Source organism: Bradyrhizobium sp. CSA112 (assembly GCF_029051645.1).
Lineage (GTDB): Bacteria > Pseudomonadota > Alphaproteobacteria > Rhizobiales > Xanthobacteraceae > Bradyrhizobium.
The window spans coordinates 303,438-328,805 of sequence record NZ_JAACFS010000002.1; the positions used below are offsets into that span (position 1 = coordinate 303,438).

Below are 25,368 nucleotides of genomic sequence, written 5' to 3' on the forward strand. Positions count from 1 at the left end.
CGAGAGCGATATGCTGCAATAACCGAGTTGCGAATTCCATTCCATCGCGAGGCGGTCTAAGAGACGGCACTTGGTGAGGGGAAGAGTTCGCTTGGGGCGTTCGTTCAAAATTGCGGCGATGGTGTTGTTGCCGATCGCGCTTTCGGCTTGTGCCGCCAGCGATGACAGCAAGCCGATCACTTTTACCGAGGATCGTGGCGTCTCCAGCCAGCCGTTTCCGAAAAACTACCGCACCGAAGTGCAGTCGTTTCTGAAGACCTATCTCAACAATCCCGTTGGCGTGCGCGATGCCGTCATGGCCGAGCCGGTCGAGCGCGTGGTCGGCGGACGGCTGCGCTACGTCGTCTGTCTGCGCTTCAGCGCGCGCGAATCCGACGGCGGCTACCGCGAGCCGCGCGAACGCGCCATGCTTTTTGTCGACGGCCGGTTCGACCGCATTATCGAAAATGCCGTCGAGCCCTGTGCGGGGGTGACGTACGCGCCATTCGCGGAACTGGAGAAAATGACGCGCTAATTCCAGGTGTGTTTGCGTGGAAGTGCGGAGCGCCGGGGTTGGCCGGGTTCGTCTTTGCAGCTTCCTTGGCAGGATCTCCTCCTGTCTCCACACGAGAGTGATGCATATATCGCATGCGATTAAATCGGAAGGGTTGACATTAGACCGAGCAAGCCAATACATCGGATACGATTTAATCGTATAAGATAAAACACTGGAGTGAGAGCCATGTCCCAGCACGTCAACCCTGACCGCCGCCGCTTCCTCGGCACCGCCGCCGTAACACTTGCGGCCGCACCGTTTGCCTTGAACGGCGCGCTATTTGCGCAGTCCGGCGACGCAAAACCCGGGGCGGGTGCGATCAGGCCGGGTACCCATACTTCGTTCGCCGCGCTGAAACAGATCGAGGCCGGCGTCCTCAATATCGGTTACGCGGAAGCCGGACCGGCCGATGGCCCCGCCGTCATTCTCCTGCACGGCTGGCCCTACGACATCCACGCTTTCGTCGACGTCTTCCCGTTGCTGGCGTCGGCAGGGTTTCGGGTGATAGCGCCCTATCTGCGCGGCTATGGCACGACGCGCTTCCTCTCAGGCGAGACGCCGCGCAACGGCCAGCAGGGCGCGCTCGCCACCGACGTCATCGCCCTGATGGATGCGCTGAAGATCGACAAGGCGGTCGTGGCCGGCTTCGACTGGGGCGCCCGGACCGCCGACATCGTCGCGGCGATCTGGCCGCAGCGCGTCAAGGCGCTGGTCTCGGTCAGCGGCTATCTGATCGGCAGTCAGCAGGCCAACGAGAAGCCGCTGCCGCCATCCGCCGAATTGCAATGGTGGTACCAGTACTATTTTGCGACCGAGCGCGGCAGGCTGGGTTACGAGAAATACCGGCGCGAGTTTTCCAAGCTGATCTGGCAGCTCGCCTCGCCGAAGTGGAGTTTCGATGACGCTACCTTTGAGCGGAGCGCCGCGTCCTTCGACAACCCCGACCATGTGGCCATCGTGATCCACAATTATCGCTGGCGGCTCGGTCTTGCCCCGGGCGAATCGAAATACGACAAGCTGGAAAAGCAGCTGGCTGAATTTCCGGTCATCGCAGTGCCCACCATCACCCTTGAAGGTGACGCCAACGGCGCGCCGCATCCGGACCCCAAAGTCTATGCCAGGAAGTTTTCCGGCAAATATGCCCACCGCCTCATCACCGGCGGGATCGGACATAACCTGCCGCAGGAAGCGCCGCAGGCCTTTGCCGACGCCGTCATCGAAGTCGCTCGCTGAGTGCGGGATGTCTGGCCGCCGGCGGCCGCAAAGGCTTGCCGGCGCTGCCGTGTCTTCCGACGTTCCCGGGACGGAACCGTGAACAAATTTGGATCACTTTTCGGCGAGGGTTGAACCTTGCTTTAGTCATCGCGGACATCAACTAAGCGGGAAGCTACCTCCTTAACGGAGAAAAAGGCCTTGTGCAAGGGAACTAAAACGTTTTGTTGCAGTGCCGTCACAGTGGCGCGCCATCGGGTCGCGGGTACTTGCCGCAAAGCAACCTAAATGAAGTCACGTTGTTTGGCTTGGTATCCGACGTCCGTAACGGGGAAAGTGAAATGAAGAAGATCCTGCTCGGCGCAGCCGCGCTGGCCGCCATGGCGGCTCCAGCTGTTGCGGCTGACATGCCGCCGCGGCCTTATACCAAGGCACCTGCGTATACCGCCCCGGCCGTCGTCTACAACTGGACCGGCTTCTACATCGGCGGCCATGTCGGCGGCGCCTTTGCAGGGAACGACTCCCTGCAGGGCAGCGACGCGCGCTTCCTCGGCGGCGTGCAGGGCGGCTTCGACTATCAGTTCGCTCCGAACTGGGTGCTGGGTGCCGAAGCCCAGTATAGCTGGCTGCCCAGCTCCAATAATGACGGCGTCCTGTTTCCGGGCGGCACCCTCGTAACCTCCAACACCGACCAGATCGGCTCGGTGACCGGCCGGCTCGGCTACACCTGGGGTCCGGCGCTGCTCTACGCCAAGGGCGGTTACGCCTGGCGCGACGGCAACAATCTGGGGGTGACGACGGCGGCCGGCGCGCCGGCGGCCTTCACCACCGACGGCAATCACAAGGACGGCTACACCGTCGGCGGCGGCCTCGAATACATGTTCGCCCCGAACTGGTCGGCCAAGGCCGAGTACCAGTATTACAATTTCGGCGACACCACCTTCACATCCGGTCCTGTCGATCTCACCGGCCGCAGCTTCCGCAACGACGAGCACACCGCCAAGGTCGGCGTGAACTACCGGTTCGGTTGGGGTGGCCCTGCTGCTGGCAAATATTGATACCGGCTTTGGTATCGACACGTGCAAAGGGCCGGCTTCACGCCGGCCTTTTTGTTTGGGGAATGTCGAGGCGAGCGTGCGCCGGATTTTTTTGGCGGCGCGAAAAAAATTTCGCGCTGCATGCAACTTTTCGTCACGATCCGATATTATGGTTCCGGCCGGCTGGTGGGACAACGAACATGCGTGTTTTTGCGTTAGGGCTGATCTTTTCCGCAGCAGCGTATCCGTGCCTTGCTCAAACTGTCCTGAAATCCGAACCGCTTATCCTTGCTCCCTATGAAATCGCCTTCGTGCAGGACCCCTCGTGCGGGGCCGGCAAGGTGCGCAAGGTAACCGGTGCGATCAGGGGACTGCAGCGGCGCAAGGCCTGTGTCACCCTGTCTTCGGAGCAGGCATCGCTGATCTCGGCAACGCCGTAGAACCCGATTTTTCACCTCGGATGTCGTCCCGGCTGATGCCACGGACCCATACCCCGAGCGGTGTCGTTCGCCCGCCCGGCCGTGCCACGGCCGATGAAGAAGGGCACTATTGCTTCGCCGTGGCGCTATGAGGTAGCGGCCCGTTGGGCGCTCCGATCAGCTAATCTGCGACGGCCTGCGATCCTATGCTACGGGTTTCCTCGTCCTTCAGGCGAGGATCCGCGGCGCCGCGGTGGCCTGATCACCCGTATTCGGCGTACCCGTCGGCTCAATCAGCAGGATATGCACTTCCCCGCGCGCTACGGGCCGATGCTCAATGCCCTTGGGCACGACAAACACCTCGCCGGCATTGAGGGTGACCGTGCGATCCCGCAGCTCGATGTCCAGCGTCCCCTTGAGCACAAGGAAAAAATCGTCCGTCTCGTCATGCTTGTGCCAGTGGAACGGCCCTTCCAGCTTGGCCACCATGATGTCGTTGTTGTTGTATGTCGCAACTGTACGCGGGGAGAAACGATCCGTAAACGTCGCGAGCTTTTCGACAAGATTGGCGGGTGCCTTCATTGCGCGTTTTCTTCCTTGGCTGGAGACCCCTCAGTCAGGTTCGACTGCGTCAATGGCGGCGGAGGGCAGTTGCGTCGGAACGGTGACGCACGGGCGAGATATCGCGCTTTGGCGTAAGCTGGCAAATGGCGCCGCCCTCACGACGCCAACTGCAATTCCGTCTGTGCTTCCCGCTCGGCGTCGGCCTTGTTGCGGGCGGGGTCTTCATGCGGCTCGAGCTGGCACGGCTTGATCTCGTAGTCATGGTCCAGCACCGGACGGGGGCCGGTGTTGTCCTGTCCGGCGACGACATCGACCACGAGACCGCTCTTCTGAGCGATCTTCCAGACATCGGCTGCGGTGGGATAGGCCTTGCTCAGCTTGGCATCGTTTGAGAACAGCGCGTAGGGCATGGGTAGCTCCGGTAAAAACGGTCAACGCGGAAGCGGGGGCCGGGTTTCCGGCTTGGCTGCCATGCCGCCATTTCACAGGCTGTTTCGGGAGCAAATTGGCTCGTTTCGGCCCATTTTCGTGGAGTCTCTGAGTCTTTAACGAGCCGTAAATTCCGAAAAAAAGAATCCCCGAGACTCCGCCGCCAGAATCGCCGGATGTTCCGGCCATGAGAACGAGCCTCCAGACCTCCTGCGAGCGTGTCCAACTCACGCTGACCGTCTGCCTGCTGCTCGCCTGCGCAGCCAACGTGGCGCTGGTCTACGCCTGGCTCTGAATCTGCCCTGAATATCGTGCCAACGCCGCGCAGTGTCTCTACTTCTCCGGCCGCGGCGGCTGCCCGCCTTCCCTGATAGCCGCATGGACCTTTGCCATGGTCGCGCTGCAATAGGCCTCGCGCTCGCGGTTGAACCGCTCCTGATGAGCACGGAAATTCGCAACCCGCGCCTTGATCTCGGCCTGGAAGTCTTCCCTCAGGTCGGGACGCACAAGAGGGGCCTGCCTTGAGATCTCCCTCGGTATTTCTCTCGATGCTTCCATTGGCGCCTGGGCGGCGGGCGTCGTCTCCGCCAGCAAAGCCTCGACGTCAGGGAGCGGCGCGGCCGCGCGGGTCAATTCGGATGTCTCGACGGAGAGCTGGGTGATCGAGGTCGTGACCGTCTTCTCGGCCTCCGGCGTCTTGCCGGTCACCGATTGAACAAACGCCATCGTTTGCGCGATCAGGAGATCGCGTTCCCTCATCCATTTCATGAAACACCTCGGCGCAAGTCACTCCATCAAAGGCCTTTTGTGGAATCAAGCGGGTGGGGAGGCAACAGTGGATAACTGCCGCGCTTTTGCGCGCGAGGTGACAAAACGGTGACAGTCCTGACCGGCAGCGTGCACATGACGGTCAGGTGTGGTCCGGGTTCAACCGAGGTCTCACGAAAGGGATGTTAGCGCTCGCGGGGATTCGTATTTGGGACGAACGGCGCGCCGATCACGCGCACCGGCGGCTGGTCACCGACGTTGATGATCCGCTTGTCGGGTGAGTTCGCCTGCTCGGCGAACCGGACCGGATTACTGTCGCCGACCCCGAGCAGACTGGCGCCGCCTGCAATGGCCACGCTGATCGAGGTGACCACAGCCAACAAAACCATGTTGCAGTTTTCTTCGCGAATTCTCATGCGAGAAAAACGTGGAAGAGGAGGGGTGGTTCCGGCTCCGAAGAGAGAGATGCGCGCGGCGGGGTTGATCGGCTGTTTGTTTTGTACCGTAAAACTACGGGTAACTGTTTGTACCGTAAAATTACGGAGAACTGCAGTCTTTACAGGCAAGTAGCACGAAAAATCAGCAAACGTAGCCGCTAGTATGGGCCGAGAAGCTCTTTTCGCGCATCGCGGGTGGATGCCATACCATTCCGGAGTTTCCAGATATCGGCCTGCTCATTTATCGGAGCCGCCTGCGGTGGAGTAACCCTACCGCACGACCCGTATTTGCCGGGCCTTGCATGGAGCTTGTCTTTCTGTGAAAGGCTATATTATGAAATATAACTAATTTTATCAACTAAGCGGATCCGATTGTTTTCGACATGAAAGTTCATTTTGGCCCGGGGGGCTGGGTTCAATGGCCAGACAGCGAAGAGTTCTCGATCGAGTTCATGAGGCTGCTGGGCGCGGCGCAGGAAGGCGGTTCGATGATCTCCGAATGCTTGCTTGCCGCAAGCCGGATAGACCCAACGGATGTCGGCGATTCCTGGTATCGGGAATGGATAAGGATGGCCGACATCAGCAATGAGCGCGCCAATGCCGCCTTCAAGCGCGGTCATGTGCTGACCGCGCAGAGTAACTGGCTTCGCGCCATCAATTACTATCAGGCATCAGCGTTTGATTTCGATGCTGCCGACAAGAAACAGGAGCATGCGCTCCGAACCATGCGAGCCTGCGCCCGCCGCTACATTGCGCATTTGACGCCCCCTGGCGTGGTCGTCGAGATTCCCTGGTTGAACGGCTATGCGCTGGAAGGCTATTTTTTGCCTGCCCCCGCCGCTTCTGGTCGAGCGCCTGTTGTCGTGTGCATGGGCGAACCCGGCCATCGGAAGGAGGAATATCTCTACAAGGCGGCACGCTATGCCCGCGATCGGGGAATGTCGATGCTGGCGGTAGATCTGCTTGGATCCGGCACCTGCGCCAAATTCGATGAAGTCGTCGGCCGTCCCGATCTGGAAACATCGGTGGGTCACGTGATGGATTACCTCACGACAAGAGACGATGTCGACGAACGCAGGATCGCAATTCTCGGCGACGGTTCAGGGTCGTCCTTTGTGGCGCGCGGTGTTGCTCTCGATAATCGCTTCGCCGCCGCGGTTTGTGATGGCGGAATCTGGGACATGCATGAGCGCGCGTTCTTGATGAATCGCCACTCGCCGAATGGTCTCGGAAGTAATGGAGTTGAAGGCGGCTCGGCCGGGCGAAAATTCCATTGCCCGGTCCTGATCACCATGGGTGAGCAGGGCTGGCTCGAACGCGACCATGTGACCGATCTGTTCGAGCGGCTCAAGATCGCCAATTCCGACATTTCATTGAAGATTTTCGAAAGCTCTGAAACGGCTGCCGCGCAGGGGCACCGCGACAACCCTACGCTTGCCAGCGAATTCATTTTTGACTGGATGGCCGATCGCCTCAACTCGATATCGGCCTAGCCCAGCCGCCGCCCAAATCATATGCCCATCGCGACTTTCAGGCTGGCCTTCTCAAGGCGATTCCTCAATGCCGCGAGCTTGGCGGTGAACTCGCCGAGCTCGCGGTCGCTGAATTCGGCAAAGATGAATTCGTTGAGCGCCGCCTGCTCGGAAGCCAAACCCGCGATGTGCTTATAGGTCTTGTCCGTCAAGGACATCTGCACGATTCTGGCATCCTCCCCTGAAGTCTTGCGGCGCATGAAGCCCTTTTTCTCGAGCATTTTCGACTGAGTCGTTACGAAGGACGGGTCAACGTGGAGCCTCTTGGACACGACCTTCACCGGGACGCCTTCACCCTGATCCAGATCGGCCAATGCCATCAGGATCAGCCATTGCGGGCCGCTGATGCCCAGCGTTTTTGCCCAGAAATAGCGAATCTCCTGGAGGTGCACGTTGATGGCGGCGATCTCCCAGGCAAATTGCCGGGCGACGTCCTGATTCTTCTCGCCGAACTCATTCGACGCTCCGCGTTTCGCACGGCCCGACGAATCCGATCCCTGCCGCAGTTCCCGTCCCATGGCTTGTTTCATCGCGATTCACCCTGAAGCTGCTTACCTAATTTAATAACAAAATCATCTGATTGCATGCCTTTTGCTGCCGGCTTCTGAACAAGATTTCGCGAGCTACCGGTGTTGCTGTCGCGACACAGTTCGGCGGGATAGAGATAGCTGAGTTCATAAAGTATTTTGATTAAGTAATTGGCGCATGCATAGTTCCAAAGGCGGTCGGGGGATCCTGGATCGTTCCGTTCTAGGTGGTTCGCTTAAGTCCCTCGCGTTCATGCGGGTGTGTCCGAAGACGCGAAACGACTGAGCGGTTTTCAAAAGGCGAGGGCGGATCTTTTCCTGGGGGAACAGCCACAGGTCCGGTCCTTGTCCTAGCAGCGCAACTTGGAGGTTTAACATGAATATGATCAAGGGCCTTATTCTCGGCTCAGCGGCGGGTTTCATCGCCGTGAGCGGAGCGCAGGCTGCCGATCTTCCCGTCAAGGCCAAAGCGGTCGAGTACGTAAAGATCTGCTCGCTTTACGGCGCGGGTTTCTACTACATCCCGGGCAGCGACACTTGCATAAAGATCGGTGGCTATGTGCGCGTTGACACGACGTTCAACGGCGGCATTTTCGATGAGCCGGCGTGGAAGGCCAATCTTGGTCAGCAGAATCGCGTGCGCGATTACTATGCTGCCCGTTCGCGTTTGGCGCTCAGCGTAGATACGCGCACTGCCACGGCGTACGGCGTCGTTCGTAGCTTCGCTCAGGCCAACTTCAACCTGAACTCGTCTACCGGCGAAGGTTATGGTACGCCTGGCGCTGTGGCTGGCTCGGGCCTTGCGGCTGGCTCGCAGTCCCTGGGCGTGGATTTGGTGTTCATCCAGTTCGCTGGGTTCACCTTCGGTAAGTCTGCTTCGGCCTTTGCGACGCCTTGGCAGGGTTATCCGGGCAACAACTCCTCGCATCTGATTGGCGGCCATGACGACGTCACCGGCACCAACAACATCCAATACACCGCGCAGTTCGGCAACGGCGTGTCCGGCACCATCGGCCTGGACGACCCGTACTACGGCCGCACTTCGCTGCTGAACCTGGGTGCTACCAACCCATCCGTTGCCGTCGCGGCAGGTTCGCAGGCCTACAGCGGTGCGCATGCTCCGGACATCGTCGGCAATATCCGCGTCGACCAGGCATGGGGTCTGTTCCAGATTTCGGGCGCTTTGCATGAAGTCACTCCTTCCTACAACCTCCTGACCGCCGGTGCTGTGAACAACCTGTCGGAAATCTCTGGCCACCCCGATTCCAAGTGGGGCGGTTCGGTGATGGCTGCGTTGCAGCTCAAGAACCTGCCCACCGGCCCCGGCGACGACATCAAGGTTGATGCCACCTATGCCAAGGGTAACACGAGGAACGTGATCTTCAATTCGACCAGCTTCGCGATGTTCGGCGACACGGGCCGTGCGGACTCTTACCAGAGCATCGGCTTCGGCCAGACTGCCGACGGTGTCTACCTGCCCGGCGGCGATATCAAGCTGGTTGAAGCGTACGGTATTCGTGGTGCGTTCAACCACAACTGGGATCCGTACTGGTCGAGCAGCCTGTTCGGCTCCTACTCTGCGGTTCGTTATGGTGGCAGCAACGGCGACCTCACCACGGCGAAAGGTCAGTGGTGCTCCAACTACAACGCCGGCAAGGTGTTGAGCGCAGACTACTCCTGCAACCCCGACTTCAACGTCTCGCAACTCGGTGTGGTCACCCGTTGGACCCCCGTTGCGAACCTGACGTTCTCGGCGGAAGTGATGTGGTTCCACCTCGACCAGAAGTTCAGCGGTGCTGCCACTATGACCCCGGTGGCTCCGAAGCCGGCCACGCGGTACGAGTACAAGGATCAGGACGCCGTCAGCTTGAACGTTCGCGTTCAGCGCAACTTCTGATCCTGAACTGAACTATCGCAATGACCCCCGGCAGTTTTTACCGCCGGGGGTCTCTTTTTTGGCGAGCTCCGAGGCCGCACACCGTTCTCAAACTCCACCCGATTTTCAAAAGGTCAGGCGTTGAGCAACCTCGGTCTGTTACAGAACGCATTCGCCACAAATAATTTGCGCACTATTTGTAGGGCGATCGATGACGAGATATCGAGGCAATCGAGCATCACGGAATTTTCTCAACTCGCGAAGGTGAACCGGACCACGCTTTTTCGCGCCTTTCGTCGCCGGCAGGGAACAGGGCTGGAGACGATGATACGAGTGCTCGAAGTGTTAGGATTTCGCCTTGCTGTGACAGCCAAGGGGCAAGTCGATAGAAAGGCGAAAGCTGACGCTTCGACATCCGAGCGAAACATTCTTGAGAAGACTTCGCCTGGCGAAGGAATGGCACGCAAACTTACTGCAGCGCTCAACAGCTCGGAAGCGCGTCCTGTCATCGGAGTGTTCGCGGAGATATTGCGGACGCAAGATAACATCGCCAGCTTATCGAAAAAGACAATCAGATGCCGCGAAACATTCTATAGAGCCTTTGTTTATCCTCGCGTACCTCGGTTCAGCACCGCCCTGACCCTCCTGGATGCACTGGGATTCACTTTTACTATACGCAGGATACCTCGCTACAAGCCGTCACCGTACCCCTCAACCCTGTTTGGTGACGACAGCGGGACCCATACAACGGCCGCTGTCGATCGTGCGCTAATTTCTCAGTGCCAGTGATTGGCCATCGCTCGACACACACACCACACACACACACACACATCGCATCCGAGCGACGCTCCAACAGACTCCTGTCGCACGGTTTGAAGCCCACATCGGGCGTCAAGGCTTCACTGAAGCCTTGACGTCCGCGCACCCATCGAAAACCAACGAAGGCCCCCCTCCGCCGAACATGCCGAGTTATATTGTAAAAATACTTATTGCAATAACATGATTTACTAATGTATTGTCATCAGGCGTAGTCGCCAAACAGGTTGGCGGCCTCTCATGGAGAAGCGCACCAGCATCTTCAGAAATACCTCCGAAACCTCTGGCCATGCCCGGCCAGGGGTTTTTCGGCCTCTTGAGGGCTATTTTCTGATTGCGCCGGTGAGTGCAGATTCGGATGGCACCAGATGGCCAAGACGGCGCGTCGCTCTCAATACGCCAGCACGGCTCAGCTTGAAAAATTCTTGAATCAGGCGTTTCAAACCACCGATAGCCGTCAGGTTTGCCTGGCTCTCGGTGAAGCAGTCCGCGCCCAAAATGTCACGACGATTGCTATCGCATCAGGAATAGAGCGGGCACACCTCTACGGTGCCTTTGCATCGGAGAGGGGGCCGCGGCTTTCCACAGTGACGAAGGTGATTACGGCACTTCGCCTGCGGCTGGTTACAGTGCAACCGTCCGCATCCACGCTCGAAAGATATAGTTATCAACAGCCAGTGCATGGCCATTTGCGTTACAGCACTCCGGCCGGAGTTGCCGAGCTCTTGAATCCTGCCCTTGCAACATCCAATCTTCGTGCCATTTGTTCTACCTTTGGTGAGATCATCCGAGCCCAGGAGAATGTTGCTGAGTTCGCGCGACGAATACAGATTGGCCGAACACGCCTCTACCGCTCGTTCATGGGCGATCGTTCTCCCGAATTTACGACTGTCCTGACGATTCTCGGGGCGTTCGGTTTGCAGCTACGTGTAGAGCGGGTAAGCAAACGGAAAGCATCGCTCGATCCCTATTCAACGCAGGGCCTTGGGCAATCGGCAGAGCTTGGGGAATCGGCAGAGCTGGTGTTCCCCCAACAGCTTCCCGTGGAATTCCCGGCAATGGTGGAGGCCTGAACGGGTCTTGGCTCGGCCGAGCGGTTTCGTCCGCGGACCTTCTTAAATGGTGCCGGTTGAGAGGATTGAACTCCCGACCTTCGGTTTACAAAACCGCTGCTCTACCGCTGAGCTAAACCGGCAAACTGAAGCGATCGGTGCGCGGCGAAAATACCCGCCGCGTGGAGCCGATCTTCGGCGGCTCGAATACCAGACTTGTCCGCAAAGGGCTAGAACCTCAACACCCGCGCGCGCGTACCCCGTATGAAAAAGGCGGCCTTCCGGCCGCCCTTTTTGCGCTCAGTTCCGCTTGCTCACTGGCAGAGATGCCTGCGGCCGTCCTCGCCGCGGAACTAGGTGCCGGGGGTACAGACAAAACCGTTGCGGCGGGCAGAGGCTTCGCCGCCGATCATTGGTGGACTCCATTGCAGGTTGCGCCACGCCAAGTGTTCGCGCCGACGGATCGTTCCGATGCGGTCCTTTTTGCGCGCGTCAAACAGACGTGATGCCGAACAGTGAGGAAGGCCGAGACTTCCGATTCCGGTTGTGCGATCTGCCAACAGATGTGAAGTTCCGGCTCGTTATCGTCTGAAGGATCACGGAATTTCATGCAGGCGCGCGACGTCGATTACCGCTGTAGCGAGGTCAATTTGCGCGGCTATCTCGCGCTCGGTGAGGGGATCGGCAAGCGGCCAGGCGTGCTGGTGTTTCACGAAGGGCTTGGGCTTGGCGAATTCGCGATGGAGCGCGCACGCCGGCTCGCCGGTCTTGGCTATGTGGCGCTGGCCGCAGACATGTTCGGCAACCGGCGGCAGGCCTCCAATCTGCAGGAAGTCGCTACGCTGGTCGGCGGGCTTCGCGCCGAGCCGGAAAAACTCCGCGCCCGGGGCCGCGCCGCGCTGGCTGCGCTCGCCGCGCTGCCGGAGGTCGATGCCGGCAGGTTGGCGGCGATCGGGTTCTGCTTTGGCGGGTCAGTCGTGCTGGAGCTGGCGCGCGAGGGTGCCGACCTGAAGGCCGTGGTCAGTTTTCACGGCGTGCTGGCGACCAAGATGCCGGCGCAACCGGGACAAATGAAAGCCAGCGTGCTGGTCTGTACCGGGGCCGACGATCCCTTGGCGCCGCCGGAACAACTCGCCGATTTCGAGAACGAGATGCGGGCTGGCGGGGTGAAGGACTGGCAGGTCATCGCCTACGGCAACGCGCTGCACGGTTTCACCAATCCCGCTGCTGACGGCTCGATGATGCGCACCGCGCTGTACAACGAACAGGCCGACCGCCGCTCCTGGGCGTCGATGAAAAGCCTGTTCGATGAAGTCTTGACCTGACAAAGGCTTCCAACTCGTATTTGATAAGCCGGTACAGCGGGTAGGGGGCGTATGTTCGGAATTCTTGGGCTGGGGTTTTTGCTGGGCATGCAGCATGCGCTCGAGGCCGACCATATCGCCGCTGTCTCCAGCATCGCCGTGCGCCGTAGCCATGTGGCCGATATCGTCAAGCACGGGCTGACCTGGGGGCTCGGCCATACGCTCACTTTGTTCGTCTTTGCCGGCGCTGCGATCCTGCTCGGCCACGCGATCCCGGACGGCGTTGCCCGGCCGATCGAGACGGCGGTGGGCCTGATGCTGGTCGGCCTCGGCGCCCACGTGCTGTGGCGGCTATGGCGCGACGGCGTGCATTTTCACCAGCACGGCCATGGCGACGGCACGGTGCATTTCCATGCCCATAGCCATGCCGGCGAAACCACGCCGCATGCCCGTATGGCTCACGCGCATGACCATGGCTTCCGCTGGCGTACCCTGCTGGTCGGCCTGATGCACGGCATGGCGGGCTCGGCCGCGCTGCTGGTGCTTGCGGTCACGCAGGCCTCCAGCCCCGCCGTCGGCCTCGGTTACGTTGCGTTGTTCGGGGTCGGCTCGATGATCGGCATGGGCGCGCTGTCGACGGTGATTGCGGTGCCGCTCGCGGTCTCGGCCCGCTCGCTCACCTGGGCCAATCGCATCCTGCAGGGAGCTGTGGGTCTTGCCACCGTCGCGATCGGAATTATGACCGTGGTCGAGATGGTGCTGGCTTGACGTGGCCGCCTCAGTGCCGCGGGAATGAACAATAATAAAGAGTTCGGGGAGGATAGGATGAAACGCCGAGATTTTCTGGCCGGAAGCGCCGCATGCTCACTGGCCGCATGGACGGGCCAAGCGCTGGCGCAGTCGGGCCCGCTGACCAAAATCATCTTTCCGTTTGCGGCCGGCGGCAGCGGTGACCTGCTATGCCGGCAGTTGGCGCAATATCTGCCTGCGCTCCTTGATCGCAGTTTCATCGTGGAAAACCGCACCGGCGGTGACGGACTGATCGGCATCCGGGCGGTAAAGGGCGCGAATCCCGATGGCACCACGATCCTGATGACGACTGGCCCGACCATGTACCTGCTGCCCATGGTGGAGAACCAACCGAGCTTCGACGCGGCCAAGGACTTCGTGCCTGTCTCACAGTTGACTCGCTTCGAATTCGGCGTTGTCGCGAGCCCTGCGATCGGAGTCAAAGATTTCAAGGAATTGGCAGCCTGGTTGAAGGCGAATCCCGGCAAAGCGACTTATGGCACTCCGGGCAGCGGCAATATCCCGCATTTCACCGGCTGGCAGCTCGAGCAGGCGCTGGGCTTATCGATGACCAAGGTGCCGTATCGTGGTTCGGCGCTGATGGTGAACGATCTGATTGCGGGGCACGTCCCGTTTGGCATCACCACGGTTTCCGACACCGTTTCACAGCACCGCGGCGGAGGTTTACGGATTGTCGCCGTCGCAAGCGAAAGCCGTTCCTCATTCTTGCCGGACATTCCGACCCTGAAGGAGAGCGGCGTCAATCTGGTGGCGGATGGCTGGTACGGGATGTGGCTGCCTGCCGGCAGCTCGCCGGAGTTCGCGAAGAAGCTGAGCACTGCCGTTGCCGAGGTGCTGGCCAAACCCGAGGTGAAGGAAAAACTGCTCGCGGTCATGCTAACTCCGGTCGGTTCGACGCCGGAGCAGTTGACGCAAAGGCTCGCGGCTGATCACGCATTCTGGCAGCCGATCGTCAAGGCGACGGGATACAAGATCACGAACTAAAGCCGTTATTGCGAGCGGAGCGAAGCAATCCATCTATCCGTTATGCCGAGCTATGGATTGCTTCGCTCCGCTCGCAATGACAGTGCTCTCCCTCATCCCCATCCCGCCGGCTTCATCCCAACTTTCTCCCGTGGTGGAGCAGGGCAATCGGCCCGCGCCGTGGCGCGATGCTTCGCGCGTCGATGACGTATGGCGCGCTCCACCGTTGCGATCAAAGAGGCGACCCAATAATCAAGGATCCAGCCGGCCTGGCCAAGTTCTCGATTGCTTTGTTTTGCTCGCAATGCCTGCGTCATGACCAGATACCCTTGCCGCCGGTGAGCAAGTGCTCCCGGCCGCCGCTCAAGAAGTTTACAGCCCGTCGCCCACGCCTTATCGCCGCGCTTCGAGAACGATGTTGAAGGGCGTCTCGGCTGCGATCCGCACGCAGCCAAATCCGGCTTCGCGCAGAACCGCTTCCAACCGTGCCGGCCCTGCCTGTCCGCCGAGGGCGAGCCCGACCTCCTGTGCCAGCGAAACCGGCGTACAGATCATGGTGGAGCCGGCATAATACAGCCGGCCAACCGGATTGATGTTGTCCTCCAACCGGTCTCCTGCACGTGGCTCCACCGCCATGAATGTGCCGTCGGGGGCCAGAGCCTCCAGAATCCGGCTCGCCGCACCCACGGGGTCGCCAAGGTCGTGCAGCGCATCGAAGCAACAGATCAGCTCGAAATTGCTGCCCACAAAATTCTTGGCTGTGGCGACATCAAATTCCGTTCTGGCTGCTACGCCGTCGCGTTTCGCGGCGTCGCGGGCGCAGGCGATCGAATCTTCGTGGTTGTCGACCCCGAGAAATCTGGATCTTTCGAAGGCCTTCGCCATCAAAATGGTGGAGATGCCATGGCCGCAGCCGATATCCGCGACCCGCACGCCGTTATTGAGCTTTTCGATCACGCCGTCCAATGCGGGAAGCCATTCCTGCACGAGATGGGCTTTGTAGCTCACCCCGAAGAAGCGCGACATTCCGCTGAACAGACAGTTGCATCGTTCGTGATAGCCGGCGGCGCCGCCGTTGCGGAAAGCCTTGCTCACCTTGGGTTGGTCAAGCATCACCGCCTGGCAAACCTCGAACGAGCCCAGCATGTAGACCGGACTTTCCGGATTTCCGAAGACCATGGCCTGCTCGGGATTCATGGCAAAGCGCTTGGTGGTGCCGTCATAGTCCAGATAACCGGCGGCGGCGTGGGCGCTGAGCCATTCGCGCACGAGGCGCTCGACCGTTCCGGTACGGCGCGCCAGTTCTTGCGGCGTCACCGGTCCTGACTCGGCGAGTGCGTTATACAGCCCGAGTTCGTCTCCGATGCGGACCAAAGGCGCAATCATGGCGGCGCCGAGATCGTCCAATATCCGCGTAACAAATACTTCCAGCTTCTGCTCGTTTAATTCTCTAACTATCATGTTCATTGCCGCCTCCTTTGGCGCGACGGGACATAGATCCTCGCGAGGGTGCGGCAAATGACCAGACTGCCGGATGGCTTGACTGAGCGTCTAAATCATTCCTATTTTTTGCCGTTCGTCCGAAAAGCGTGACCGAGCATCCGATTGGAGCTGCGATTATGGGCGCCGATGCCCTGTCCGATGTGTTGCGCGCGGTACGGCTCAGCAGTGCAATGTTCTTTCATCTCGACGTTCGCGCACCGTGGGTGGCCGCGGCGCCGGCCTCGTCCGCCTGTGCCTCGGCCGTTCTGCCCGGGGCGCAGCATGTCATCGAATATCACGTCGTGCTGGATGGCTGCTGCTGGGGCGGGTTGATCGACGAACCTTCCGTACAGCTCGACGCCGGCGACATCATCGCGTTTCCGCAAGGCGCAGCCCATGTGCTTTCCAGTGGGCCAGGCATGCAGGCTGTCCCTGACTTTAGCTATTACCGTCAACCGACGACGGACCAGCTCCCCCACAGGATCAGCCTCGGTGACAACGGGCCCGCGGACGCACGCATCCTGTGCGGATTTCTCGGCTGCGACACGCGTCCTTTTAATCCGCTCCTGGAGGCGCTGCCTTCGGTCCTGCATCTGCGCGGAAGTGCATATCGCGACCGTTCGAGCCTTGCATTCCTGATCAATGCAGCGCGGGCCGAAGCCGAGGGGCGCCGGGCAGGAGGAGAGGGCGTCCTTGCCCGGCTCGGCGAGCTGCTCTTTGTCGAGGCGATCCGCTGCCATATCGAAGCGCTCGGTCCGGAACAGACCGGTTGGCTTGCAGGGCTCGGCGATCGACATGTCGGCCAGGCGTTGAACCTGTTGCATGGCGACCCTGCGGCGGATTGGACGTTGGATGAACTCGCGAAATCGGTGGGCCTGTCGCGCTCGACGCTCGCGCAGCGCTTCACCCATCTCATCGGACAACCGCCCATGCAGTATTTGACGCGCTGGCGCATGCAGCTTGCGGCAGGCCTGCTCGCTTCCGGGCGCGATCCGATCGCACGTATTGCAGAAGCGGTTGGTTACGATTCCGAGGCCGCCTTCAATCGTGCGTTTCGCCGGACGGTGGGAACGCCACCGGCCGCCTGGCGGCAGGCTCATATAGTGTCGGGGTAACCCGCGGGAAAATTATCGCGTGGCGGTTCCCGAGACCCTTTACCACGTTAATCGCCTGAATTACTGCATGATTTGTCAACGTTGGCAGCACCTTCGCGCGCTCGATGGGCTAATGTGCCGCGTCCGCGCTTTGACTTGATGATGATTCCCAAGTTTAACTACCATTGTGTCTCGGATGGGAATTGGGCATCGAAGCAGGTGCGCCGGATTCTTGGTTGCCGCCTAGCCGCGTCAGCCGACAGCAGGGGGATAGCACCGCATGAGTTCATATTTTCGGCGGCAGCTTGCGGATTACGTCGAGTACCATCGTGACCCCTGGAATTGCGCGATGCATGTCTTCGGCATCGCGTTTTTGTTCCTGGCCGCTGTTCTTCCGCTCAGCCTGTGGTCCATCACCGTATTCGGGTTCCAAACCAGCGCGGCAATCATCGCTGTCGTACCGGTGCTCATTTACTGGTTCCTGCTCGACTTCGCGCTCGGAGCCGCGATCCTTGGGGCCGCAATCGTCTTGCTCTCAGTCGCTGCCGTGATCGTTAGTCACGCGACGACTGCTGGCATGTGGTCACTTACGGCCATCCTGATTGTCGTTGGGGTCGCATCGCAGATTGTCGGGCACCGCGTGTTCGAGCGACAGCAGCCGGCGCTGGTCGACAACCCGACCCACCTGTTGCTCGGACCAATGTTTGTCATGGCGAAGCTGTTTATCGCGCTGGGCTTTCGGCGCGATCTCGCCATCATCATCCAACAGCATCCGCAAGGTGCTGCATCGTGATCTCAAACAGTTCAGCTTGAGTCCATCGGCAGCATGACGCGCATACTGGTCACCGGCGGCAGCGGGTTCATTGGAAAGCACCTCGTCTCCGCGCTGATAGCGCGAGGCCGGCAGGTGAGGGTTCTCGATCTTCAGCCGCCGCCGCACGCTTTGCCGCAAGTTCAGTATGTCAGGGGTTCGGTGCTTGATCGAGACCTGGTGGACCGGGCGATGGATGGCGTCGATGAGGTCTATCACCTGGCCGGCCTGCCCGGGATGTGGCTGCCGCGGAAAGCTGATTTTCACACTGTCAATTACGGCGGCACCGAAATCGTCATTGAGACGGCACGAAAGCGCGGCATAAAGCGCTTCCTGCACTGCTCGACAGAATCCATTCTGTTCCGTTCCTCGCCATCGATGGTTCCTGTCGCTGATGATGCGTTGCTGCCGGACGACATGCCGGGTCCATATACGCGCTCGAAAATGCTCGCCGACCGGTTCGCCATGCAGGCGGCCGCATCCGGATACCCGGTGGTGATCGGCTGTCCCACCATGCCGGTCGGACCTTACGATCACAACGTTACGCCGCCGACGGCGATGCTCCGGTATTTTCTCAACCGGCGCCTTCAATTGCATCTTGATTTTGTCGTGAACCTCGTCGATGTGCGCGACGCCGCCGAAGGGCTGATCCTTGCCATGGAGCGCGGACACGCTGGACATCGCTACGTTCTCGGCGGCGAAAGCATGGCGCTAAGACAGGTTCTCGAACTCATCGCTGGTATCAGCGGACGTCGCGTCCGGTGCATTCACGTGAACGGCAAGGTCGCCGAAATGGTCACTGCAACGCTTGAGTTCATCGCCGATCACGTGACGCGCCGGCCCCCCTCCGGTACGGCCGAAGGCGTTCGTATCGCATTGCGAGCAGGGGCCTTGTCGATCGAAAAAGCGCAACGAGAGCTGGGCTATGCGCCAAGCCCCGTCGAACCTGTGTTACGGGAAACCATTGCGCATCTGCTTGATGGCGGCCACAATCAACCTGAATGGGGTCCAACGCAGAGTGCTCGTCCTCGACCGTTTCATGTCGAGCGACGGCTTGGCGGCTGATCCATGCGATTGAGGCGATCCGCGATATGCTAAACGATCCTGGTCAATGGTTGGCTTTCGCCTTGAGTGGCTGGACCACTACCTGGCCCACACAGGTCCTCGCCATCATCTGGATTTTGTGGGTTATCAGTTGGGTCGTGGCGTCGTTCTGGTCCGGTCAAACCAAGAAACACGTGATGACCTGGGACTCGCTCAAATACCGCTTGCCGATTCTCGCAGGGGCCGTTCTTTTCTTGCCATTGACTGGCAAGGTCTTGGGAGAAAAGCCGCTCTGGCAATTTGGCAGCGCTGGCATCTACGTGCTGGCGTGTCTTGTCCTTGCAGGGATCTCGTTCACATGGTGGGCGAGAATTCATCTCGGACGTTTCTGGTCGAACGCGATCACGCACAAGGAAGGCCATCAGGTCATTGACACCGGCCCGTACGGGCTTGTGCGCCACCCGATCTATACAGGGCTTATAGCGGGGATGCTGGTGACGGGTATTGCGGTCGGCACAGTGACCACGATGCTGGGTGCGGTGCTGATCTCGGTCGGGATGGGGTTGAAGGCCCGCATGGAGGAGGGCTTCCTCACGGAAGAACTCGGTGCGGATGCCTATGGATCGTATTGCCGTCGCGTTCCGATGCTGATTCCGTTCCTGCGGCCTAACTGAGGCCGCAGTACATTTTGCGCGCTATCGTTTGGGTTTCGGCGCCGCCGCCGACGCGACAGGTGGAGCAAGACGGCGCGGAACCAGAACGCGTTGGCCAACTGACAGCGGTGCACTCTCAGAATACTGATTGGCCTGGGTAAGTGACCACAGCGGTACACCGTTAAGTGCCGCGAGCCTTTGCAAGGTATCGCCCGAACGGGCGAGTTGCTGCGTGCCGCTGTCCCACAGCTCGATCGGGGCATCGGAAGGAACGACGTAGCGCAGCGGCGCCGCCTCTCCTTTGGTTGGCGTCATCGCAAGTTGCGCAACTGCCGTCACCACTTGCTCGTGGATGGAATCCTGCTTGTCGATGTTGATGTGGGTGACTTCCTCGTGCTGCTTCAAATCGAAGCTCGCGTAGTGACCTTGGTAGCCCTGCTCCGCCACCACGTCGCCGCCGCCCAATATGCTGTCGGACAGGAAAATGTTGATGAAACGCTCGACATTCAGCGGCACCTTCGGGCTTGCCTGAGCCGGATCAATGGTCACCACCAGGCTAACCTGGATATTTTCGGATTTCAGTATTCCGGCGAACGTCAATGCACAAAGTCCGCCCATCGAATGACCGATCAGGGCGATAGGCGCGGGATCGTCACGGAAGTCACGGATGGCCTGATCTGCGATCAGCCGGCAAATGGTGAATTCATAGACGTCAGCCCGGATACCGGCTTCCTGGAGGCGCTTGGTCAGGCGGTCCATCCCGCGCGAAAAGATCGGGCCGAGCGCGCCCCGGAACAGATAGACGCGCGGCTGGGGCGTGGCTGGCGGCGCGTCGGGAGCGATTGTCGCGGTAGCATTGGTCGAGCGGGCGACCGGCCCGGCGAGTGCCAGATTGCAAATGGCCGAGAAGATGCAGACGGAAAGGGCCGCACGGATCACCACGGCCGCAACCTGCGTCGGACTTCTCATTTGCTTTCCGTCCGTGCTTCCAGTTGTAAAGGCGCGCCGGAGCATGAATGCCGGCATGCGACGCCGCCCGGCGCTTCTTGCGGATGATCTATCGTCGAGGAATTGGCAGAATTGCGGCGCTGGTCGCTTCGATGACAGCCGCCTGAACGAGCGAACCGAACTACTAACGTACCGCTGCGGTGCTTGCCGAGCCGGGTCTTGCCGTGTCAGGTCTTGCCGCGCTTGCCGCCCGAGGCTGCCGCAGTTTCTGTGTCCCTGAAGCTGGTGCAGATCGGCCGAAGACGACGGCGTCGATCTCGCTTATCACCTTCTGCTGCATGATCTGGTTCTTTTCGATGGACATGTGCCCGACGCCAGGCACGCCCTGCACATTCACATTCTCGAGCTTGCCCTGGAACTGCCCGGTTTTCGCAACCGGCGTCCCGGCGCCATTGGCGATGTAAAAGTTTATATAGCGTCCCACGCGCCCCGAGAGGCTGGTGCGAAACACCGAATCCAGGCCGATTGCCAGCTTCACGGGAGCGCCAAGCTGATCCAGCTTGGCGACCATATCGGGCAGCGCGGTCGCGCCCGAGGAATGCCCGACCAGAATGATCGTCTTGATCCTGCCGCTTTTGTATCCGGCGGCGGCTTCGTCGGCGAGCGACGACCAGGAGGCGAAGTTCGCGACAGTGACCGGGATGCCCTGCGCCCGGAGCTGTGCCGCAATGTCATCGAGCCCTAAGGAAAAAATATTGAGGACACCGCGGAGCAGATAGACATGAGCAGTTGAAGCCGCCGACGGGGAATTCGGCGCTGCCAGCGCGGAACCTGCGCCGATAGGCAGGAGTAACAAGACCGCGATCGCGATCGTTTGCAGTAGGCGCCACGATGCCCGGCGGAAAAAGGATGGCCAGCCGACAAATCCGATGTCGCCGCAATATGGCTTCATGGCTCTCCTCGAAGGGTTGCAAAGTGTTTCGCCGGGCGACCGTAGCGCCCGCGTGCTCGAAACTGCAATAAACGCGGCGTGAGCGGCCGCAATTTACCGACACGACGTGGCTCCGCCGCAACACCAATCATGCGTGCGAGGCCGGCTCTTAAGGCTTCATCCCGATCTTCTCCCTGATCGCACCGAGTTCCGCCTCGTCCCAGATGCCGATCAGCACGCCGTTCTTCACTTGCAATTGCTGGGCAGCATAGGCCGCGATCTTCGCATTCGGCGTGGTGACGTGCATTTTCGGATGCAGCGCCCAGTCGAACAACTCCGACTGCAGCCGCGCCACGATATCGGCGCAGGCAGGGTCGGCGCCGCGATCGTCAAACTCCTCCGGATCGGTTTCGAGGTCGTAGAGCATCGGCCGGAACCCGGACGCGTGGATGAACTTCCAGCGGCCGTCGAACACCATGAACAGGCGGCAGCGCTCGATCGGCTGGTTCAGCATCACGCGAACGTCCTGCATGGCGTAGTCGTATTCGGAGAACACTACCTTGCGCCAGTCGGCGGGCCGTTCACCATGCAGCAGCGGCTTTAGCGAGCGTCCCTCCAGAATGTGATCCGGCGGCGTGGCGCCGAAATAGTCGATGAAGGTCGGCGCCAGGTCGATCGCCTCGACCAGCGCGTCGCTCACCGTGCCGCGCGTGCTGTCGGCGGCAGGCGAGGGATCGATCACGATCAGCGGAATCTTGGCCGATTGCTCGTGGAACAGATCTTTCTCGCCCATCCAGTGATCGCCGAGATAGTCGCCATGGTCCGACGTGAACACGATCATGGTGGTGTCGAGCAGGCCGCGCGCTTCGAGGAATTGCATCAAGACGCCCATCTGGTCGTCGATCTGCTTGATCAGGCCCATATAGGTCGGGATGACTTTCTCGCGCGCCTCGTTGCGCGACATGTTCCGAGAATAGCGCAGGTCCATATAGGCGGCAAACACCGGATGCGCGTTGGCGCGTTCCTCCTGCGAGCGGATCACCGGCTGCACGTCTTTCGGGCCATACATGCTGGCGTAGGGTTCGGGTGCGATGTAGGGCCAGTGCGGCTTGATGTAGGAGAGGTGCAGGCACCATGGCCGGCCGTCGTCTTGCGCCTCCGCAATGAACTCCATCGCGCGCCGCGTCATGTAGGGCGTCTCGGAATGCTCGTCGGGGACGCGCGCAGCCTTGTCGGCGTGAACCAGCAGCCAGCCGTTTTGCAAGGTGCCGTCGTCTGCCGCGCCGGAATTGGCCCAGTGCTCCCACGGATTGGGCGCGTCATAGCCGTGCTGGCGCAGGTAGTTGTCGTAGGCCGGACGCGGCCGCCCGGTCGGGTGCAGGCCGTCGTCGCGTTCATAGGGCTCGAACCCGCATTCCGACACATGCACGCCGATGATCGAATCTGCGGGGATGCCGAGATTCTTCAGGCCTTCGAGGTCGGGGGCCATGTGGGTCTTGCCGACCAGCACGTTGCGCACGCCGATCTTCTTTAGGTGGTCGCCGAGCGTAGGCTCCCCAACGCGCAGCGGCCAGCCGTTCCAGTGCGAGCCGTGCGAGCGCATGTAACGCCCGGTATAGAACGACATCCGCGACGGGCCGCAGATCGGCGACTGCACATAGGCGTTCGAGAACAGCACGCCACGCCTCGCCATCGCGTCGATGTTCGGCGTCTTCAGCACCGGGTGTCCGGTGCAGCCGAGATAGTCGTAGCGAAGCTGGTCGCACATGATCCAGAGCACATTCTTCACAGGCGTTTTGGTCGTCATTTCAGGCATTTCGGCTGGAGTCAGGAGGAAGTGGGAGAAGGGCGGGATGGTGCGATATTGCCGCGCAAATGACAATCGAGCGGGGCACCGGTCCCGGGTTCGGCCTTCCGATCCCCAGCGACGTTAACGTTTGGATAGCGCCATTCCTCGCAATTGAGCGGCGATCCAGCCTTGCGCGTTAGCCTTACCGGCAGTTTGGCCGGCCGCCTTAACACACGGAACGGCGCGTTGGATTAAATTGGGACTCCAGGAAAACGGGATCCCAAGCGATGCGCGTTGCCGCGACACTGGCAATTTTGGCGGTGATGACGTCGGCGGCCTTTGCCGGCGGCGGCTTCGAGATCGTGATTCCGGGCCGTCCCGGCGTACCCATCATCATTAACGGCATCGATGCATCCTATGCGGTGGTCGAGGGCGATTGGGGTCTGGGCAAGGGCACCCATGTCGAGCCGACCATTTACGGCGGCCGCTATATCGATCCGGTTCCGCATGTCGGTCATTACTATCCGAGCGCCGGCCGCATGCCCGGTTACGGGCGCCTGGAAATCGAGCCGCCGGCGAACCGCAGGTTACCGCAGCCGGCCGAGAGCTATCATCAGTCCTGGTCGGCGCAATCGGCGCCGCTGCCGGCGCAGTCCAACGTGCCGGTCGATCCGCCCGAGATCATCTACGCGCCGCAGGATTACAGGCGAGGGCCGCATAATCTTCCACGCTAAGACCTAAGGAAAATACGAACAGGAGAGAGTAATGCGTCAGATACTTAAAGGATTGGTCGCGGCAGTCGCCGTCATGGCCGCTGCACCCGCGATGGCGTGCGGTTACACCGCCTGTGCAGCGCCGGTCTATGTCGCGCCGGTCGCTTATGGCTATGCGGGCTGCAACCCTTGTGGCGGCTGGGTCCGCGAGCGTCTGCCCGATCCGGAGCAGCAGTATTATTACGTCAACCAGGGCCCGACCTATACCGGTCCCGGCAACTGGGCGCCGCGTCCGGTCTATCGCGAAGGCGCGATCTCCGACTACGGCTATGGCTATAACCGTTCGTACGGCTATCACCGGCACGGTTACCGTTACACGGGCCGTTATTACCACGGTCGGCCCGTACTGCGCCGCTACTACTGATCTGTCGCCATCAGTGAACGATTTCAGCGCCCGTTTGCCTGCCGCGAGCGGGCGCTCTTCATTTCATCAAGCCAAGCCTGACAGCGCCGATATAGAGCGCCAGCACTGCGGCGTTGGAGACGTTCAGGCTCTTGATCTCGCCGGGCATGTCGAGCCGCGCCACCACGCTGCAGGTCTCGCGGGTCAGTTGCCGCAACCCCTTGCCCTCGGCGCCCAGCACCAGCGCGAGCGGCTGCTGCAAGGCCACCGCGCCGAGATCCTCCGTCCCATTGCTGTCGAGCCCGACCGTCATGAAGCCGCGGTCGTTCAGTTCGGTGAGCGCGCGGGCGAGGTTTTGCACGGTCACCAAAGGCACCAGTTCCAGCGCGCCGGACGCGGATTTTGCCAGCACGCCGGTGGCCTCCGGGCTGTGGCGGGCCGTGGTGACGATCGCCTTGACCGCAAAGGCGGCGGCCGAGCGCATGATCGCGCCGACATTGTGCGGATCGGTGATCTGGTCGAGCACCAGCACGATGCCTTCCTGCGGCAGGGTATCGATATCGGGCGAGGGCAGGGGATCGACCTCCGCCAACATGCCCTGATGCACGGCGTCGGGGCCGAGCCGCTGGTCGATTACGTTCGGCCGGACGATTTCCGCGGGAACGCGGGTGTCGATATTCTCGTCCGCCAGCCGCCTCGCGGCGTTTTCGGTCAGGAACAGCTTTCGGATTCCCCGCTCCGGGTTGGCGAGGGCCGCCGAAACCGTGTGCCAGCCATAAAGAATCACGGGCCCGTCAGGGCTCGCGTCCCGGTCCCGGCGGCCCGGCAGACGCGCGAATTTCCGCCCTTTTTCGAAGGGTTTGCCGCCGCCGCGGCGGAACGGCGGCTTTCGGTCGCGATCGCTCATGGGGAGCTTGTGTCACGGGGGCATGAATATGGCAATTTGCCCCATGGAAGCGCGTTTTGGTGGTCCGCATTGGTTGACTTTGCCATCCCCCTTCGCCCATAAACGCGCCGGCCGCAGCCGGTTCGACCGCGCTCTCGGCCTCAGCGTCATCCATGGTCCGGTCCTCCGCCACTCGGGCGGTCGGTTCGGTGACGCTGTTGGACGGGGAAGTGTCCCGAGTGGCAAAGGGAGCTGACTGTAAATCAGCCGCCGTATGGCTTCGAAGGTTCGAGTCCTTCCTTCCCCACCAGCCTTCGCTCGCTCCGCGAGCTA

The 25,368-nt window shown here is 60.7% G+C and carries 27 protein-coding genes and 2 tRNA genes; 18 read left to right on the forward strand and 11 right to left on the reverse strand.

Translation table 11 applies throughout. The features are described from left to right. Positions 1–91: 91 nt before the first annotated feature. The 4 genes from GWE18_RS06365 to GWE18_RS06380 all read left to right on the forward strand — a co-directional run bounded on the left by GWE18_RS06365 (position 92) and on the right by GWE18_RS06380 (position 3,224). Positions 92–514 carry a hypothetical protein gene (locus GWE18_RS06365; RefSeq protein ID WP_275184939.1) on the forward strand — a complete coding sequence of 141 codons (423 nt, stop codon included), beginning with the start codon at positions 92–94 and terminating at the stop codon, positions 512–514. Between the two features lie 207 nt (positions 515–721). Continuing rightward, positions 722–1,768 (forward strand): alpha/beta fold hydrolase, encoded by a 1,047-nt coding sequence (locus GWE18_RS06370; protein ID WP_275184940.1) that lies wholly within the window; start codon positions 722–724, stop codon positions 1,766–1,768. A gap of 320 nt (positions 1,769–2,088) precedes the next feature. Next, positions 2,089–2,805 (forward strand): outer membrane protein, encoded by a 717-nt coding sequence (locus tag GWE18_RS06375; protein ID WP_275184941.1) that lies wholly within the window; start codon positions 2,089–2,091, stop codon positions 2,803–2,805. A 179-nt stretch (positions 2,806–2,984) separates the two neighbouring features. Continuing rightward, positions 2,985–3,224, forward strand: coding sequence for a hypothetical protein (locus GWE18_RS06380; protein WP_057849237.1), 240 nt, complete (start codon positions 2,985–2,987; stop codon positions 3,222–3,224). A 207-nt stretch (positions 3,225–3,431) separates the two neighbouring features. Here the strand turns inward: GWE18_RS06380 and GWE18_RS06385 are convergent, their stop codons facing one another. Then, complete coding sequence (locus GWE18_RS06385) at positions 3,432–3,785, reverse strand: cupin domain-containing protein (protein WP_275184942.1); 354 nt, start codon at positions 3,783–3,785, stop codon at positions 3,432–3,434. A gap of 137 nt (positions 3,786–3,922) precedes the next feature. Next, a complete protein-coding gene (locus tag GWE18_RS06390) occupies positions 3,923–4,177 on the reverse strand; it encodes a hypothetical protein (RefSeq protein ID WP_275184943.1) in 255 nt (84 codons plus the stop codon). Between the two features lie 206 nt (positions 4,178–4,383). Between GWE18_RS06390 and GWE18_RS06395 the strand changes: the two genes are divergently transcribed. Continuing rightward, complete coding sequence (locus GWE18_RS06395; RefSeq protein WP_275184944.1) at positions 4,384–4,491, forward strand: glucose transporter; 108 nt, start codon at positions 4,384–4,386, stop codon at positions 4,489–4,491. Positions 4,492–4,529: 38 nt separating this feature from the next. Here the strand turns inward: GWE18_RS06395 and GWE18_RS06400 are convergent, their stop codons facing one another. Beyond that, the gene (locus GWE18_RS06400) at positions 4,530–4,964 is read right to left on the reverse strand and encodes a hypothetical protein (RefSeq protein ID WP_275184945.1); all 435 of its coding nucleotides are present in this window, start codon (positions 4,962–4,964) and stop codon (positions 4,530–4,532) included. Positions 4,965–5,149: 185 nt separating this feature from the next. Beyond that, on the reverse strand, positions 5,150–5,380 hold the full coding sequence (locus GWE18_RS06405; RefSeq protein WP_275184946.1) for a hypothetical protein: 231 nt from the start codon (positions 5,378–5,380) through the stop codon (positions 5,150–5,152). A gap of 404 nt (positions 5,381–5,784) precedes the next feature. Here GWE18_RS06405 and GWE18_RS06410 point away from each other — a divergent pair, with 404 nt between their 5' ends. Continuing rightward, positions 5,785–6,894 carry an alpha/beta hydrolase gene (locus GWE18_RS06410; protein ID WP_275184947.1) on the forward strand — a complete coding sequence of 370 codons (1,110 nt, stop codon included), beginning with the start codon at positions 5,785–5,787 and terminating at the stop codon, positions 6,892–6,894. Between the two features lie 17 nt (positions 6,895–6,911). Here GWE18_RS06410 and GWE18_RS06415 read toward each other — a convergent pair whose 3' ends face one another. After that, positions 6,912–7,463, reverse strand: a complete 552-nt coding sequence (locus tag GWE18_RS06415) for a MarR family transcriptional regulator (protein ID WP_275184949.1) — start codon at positions 7,461–7,463, stop codon at positions 6,912–6,914. A 373-nt stretch (positions 7,464–7,836) separates the two neighbouring features. On the opposite strand from GWE18_RS06415, the gene GWE18_RS06420 reads away from it, so the two are divergent. Then, positions 7,837–9,357 (forward strand): porin, encoded by a 1,521-nt coding sequence (locus GWE18_RS06420; protein ID WP_275184950.1) that lies wholly within the window; start codon positions 7,837–7,839, stop codon positions 9,355–9,357. 1,163 nt (positions 9,358–10,520) lie between these two features. Next, positions 10,521–11,225, forward strand: a complete 705-nt coding sequence (locus GWE18_RS06425) for an addiction module antidote protein (protein WP_275184951.1) — start codon at positions 10,521–10,523, stop codon at positions 11,223–11,225. 47 nt (positions 11,226–11,272) lie between these two features. On the opposite strand, the gene GWE18_RS06430 is transcribed toward GWE18_RS06425, so the two are convergent. Beyond that, positions 11,273–11,347, reverse strand: a tRNA-Thr gene (locus GWE18_RS06430). Between the two features lie 465 nt (positions 11,348–11,812). On the opposite strand from GWE18_RS06430, the gene GWE18_RS06435 reads away from it, so the two are divergent. The 3 genes from GWE18_RS06435 to GWE18_RS06445 all read left to right on the forward strand — a co-directional run bounded on the left by GWE18_RS06435 (position 11,813) and on the right by GWE18_RS06445 (position 14,302). Further along, positions 11,813–12,529: a dienelactone hydrolase family protein gene (locus GWE18_RS06435; RefSeq protein WP_275184952.1), complete on the forward strand. Its 717-nt coding sequence runs from the start codon at positions 11,813–11,815 to the stop codon at positions 12,527–12,529. Positions 12,530–12,580: 51 nt separating this feature from the next. Beyond that, entirely contained in the window at positions 12,581–13,276 is a 696-nt protein-coding gene (locus GWE18_RS06440) for an urease accessory protein (protein WP_275184953.1), read from the forward strand. 201 nt (positions 13,277–13,477) lie between these two features. After that, a complete protein-coding gene (locus GWE18_RS06445; protein WP_275184954.1) occupies positions 13,478–14,302 on the forward strand; it encodes a tripartite tricarboxylate transporter substrate-binding protein in 825 nt (274 codons plus the stop codon). Between the two features lie 372 nt (positions 14,303–14,674). On the opposite strand, the gene GWE18_RS06450 is transcribed toward GWE18_RS06445, so the two are convergent. Continuing rightward, on the reverse strand, positions 14,675–15,748 hold the full coding sequence (locus tag GWE18_RS06450; RefSeq protein WP_275184955.1) for a class I SAM-dependent methyltransferase: 1,074 nt from the start codon (positions 15,746–15,748) through the stop codon (positions 14,675–14,677). Positions 15,749–15,900: 152 nt separating this feature from the next. Here GWE18_RS06450 and GWE18_RS06455 point away from each other — a divergent pair, with 152 nt between their 5' ends. The 4 genes from GWE18_RS06455 to GWE18_RS06470 all read left to right on the forward strand — a co-directional run bounded on the left by GWE18_RS06455 (position 15,901) and on the right by GWE18_RS06470 (position 19,386). After that, a complete protein-coding gene (locus GWE18_RS06455) occupies positions 15,901–16,878 on the forward strand; it encodes an AraC family transcriptional regulator (protein WP_275184956.1) in 978 nt (325 codons plus the stop codon). A 259-nt stretch (positions 16,879–17,137) separates the two neighbouring features. Next, the gene (locus tag GWE18_RS06460; RefSeq protein WP_275184957.1) at positions 17,138–17,650 is read left to right on the forward strand and encodes an Mpo1-like protein; all 513 of its coding nucleotides are present in this window, start codon (positions 17,138–17,140) and stop codon (positions 17,648–17,650) included. Between the two features lie 33 nt (positions 17,651–17,683). Then, positions 17,684–18,733 carry an NAD-dependent epimerase/dehydratase family protein gene (locus GWE18_RS06465; RefSeq protein WP_275184958.1) on the forward strand — a complete coding sequence of 350 codons (1,050 nt, stop codon included), beginning with the start codon at positions 17,684–17,686 and terminating at the stop codon, positions 18,731–18,733. Between the two features lie 26 nt (positions 18,734–18,759). Beyond that, positions 18,760–19,386 carry an isoprenylcysteine carboxylmethyltransferase family protein gene (locus GWE18_RS06470; protein ID WP_275184959.1) on the forward strand — a complete coding sequence of 209 codons (627 nt, stop codon included), beginning with the start codon at positions 18,760–18,762 and terminating at the stop codon, positions 19,384–19,386. 21 nt (positions 19,387–19,407) lie between these two features. Here the strand turns inward: GWE18_RS06470 and GWE18_RS06475 are convergent, their stop codons facing one another. The 3 genes from GWE18_RS06475 to GWE18_RS06485 all read right to left on the reverse strand — a co-directional run bounded on the left by GWE18_RS06475 (position 19,408) and on the right by GWE18_RS06485 (position 23,051). After that, complete coding sequence (locus GWE18_RS06475) at positions 19,408–20,391, reverse strand: LysM peptidoglycan-binding domain-containing protein (protein ID WP_275184960.1); 984 nt, start codon at positions 20,389–20,391, stop codon at positions 19,408–19,410. A 106-nt stretch (positions 20,392–20,497) separates the two neighbouring features. Next, positions 20,498–21,265, reverse strand: a complete 768-nt coding sequence (locus GWE18_RS06480) for a hypothetical protein (protein ID WP_275184961.1) — start codon at positions 21,263–21,265, stop codon at positions 20,498–20,500. Between the two features lie 148 nt (positions 21,266–21,413). Beyond that, positions 21,414–23,051, reverse strand: a complete 1,638-nt coding sequence (locus GWE18_RS06485; RefSeq protein ID WP_275184962.1) for an alkaline phosphatase family protein — start codon at positions 23,049–23,051, stop codon at positions 21,414–21,416. Between the two features lie 269 nt (positions 23,052–23,320). On the opposite strand from GWE18_RS06485, the gene GWE18_RS06490 reads away from it, so the two are divergent. Both GWE18_RS06490 and GWE18_RS06495 read left to right on the forward strand, forming a co-directional pair. After that, positions 23,321–23,767 (forward strand): hypothetical protein, encoded by a 447-nt coding sequence (locus tag GWE18_RS06490; RefSeq protein ID WP_275184963.1) that lies wholly within the window; start codon positions 23,321–23,323, stop codon positions 23,765–23,767. 31 nt (positions 23,768–23,798) lie between these two features. Further along, positions 23,799–24,170 carry a hypothetical protein gene (locus GWE18_RS06495; RefSeq protein WP_063791627.1) on the forward strand — a complete coding sequence of 124 codons (372 nt, stop codon included), beginning with the start codon at positions 23,799–23,801 and terminating at the stop codon, positions 24,168–24,170. A 58-nt stretch (positions 24,171–24,228) separates the two neighbouring features. Here the strand turns inward: GWE18_RS06495 and rlmB are convergent, their stop codons facing one another. Continuing rightward, positions 24,229–25,056 carry a 23S rRNA (guanosine(2251)-2'-O)-methyltransferase RlmB gene (rlmB, locus tag GWE18_RS06500; RefSeq protein WP_275184964.1) on the reverse strand — a complete coding sequence of 276 codons (828 nt, stop codon included), beginning with the start codon at positions 25,054–25,056 and terminating at the stop codon, positions 24,229–24,231. Positions 25,057–25,259: 203 nt separating this feature from the next. On the opposite strand from rlmB, the gene GWE18_RS06505 reads away from it, so the two are divergent. Further along, positions 25,260–25,345 (forward strand) — tRNA-Tyr (locus GWE18_RS06505). The last annotated feature ends 23 nt before the right edge of the window (positions 25,346–25,368 follow it).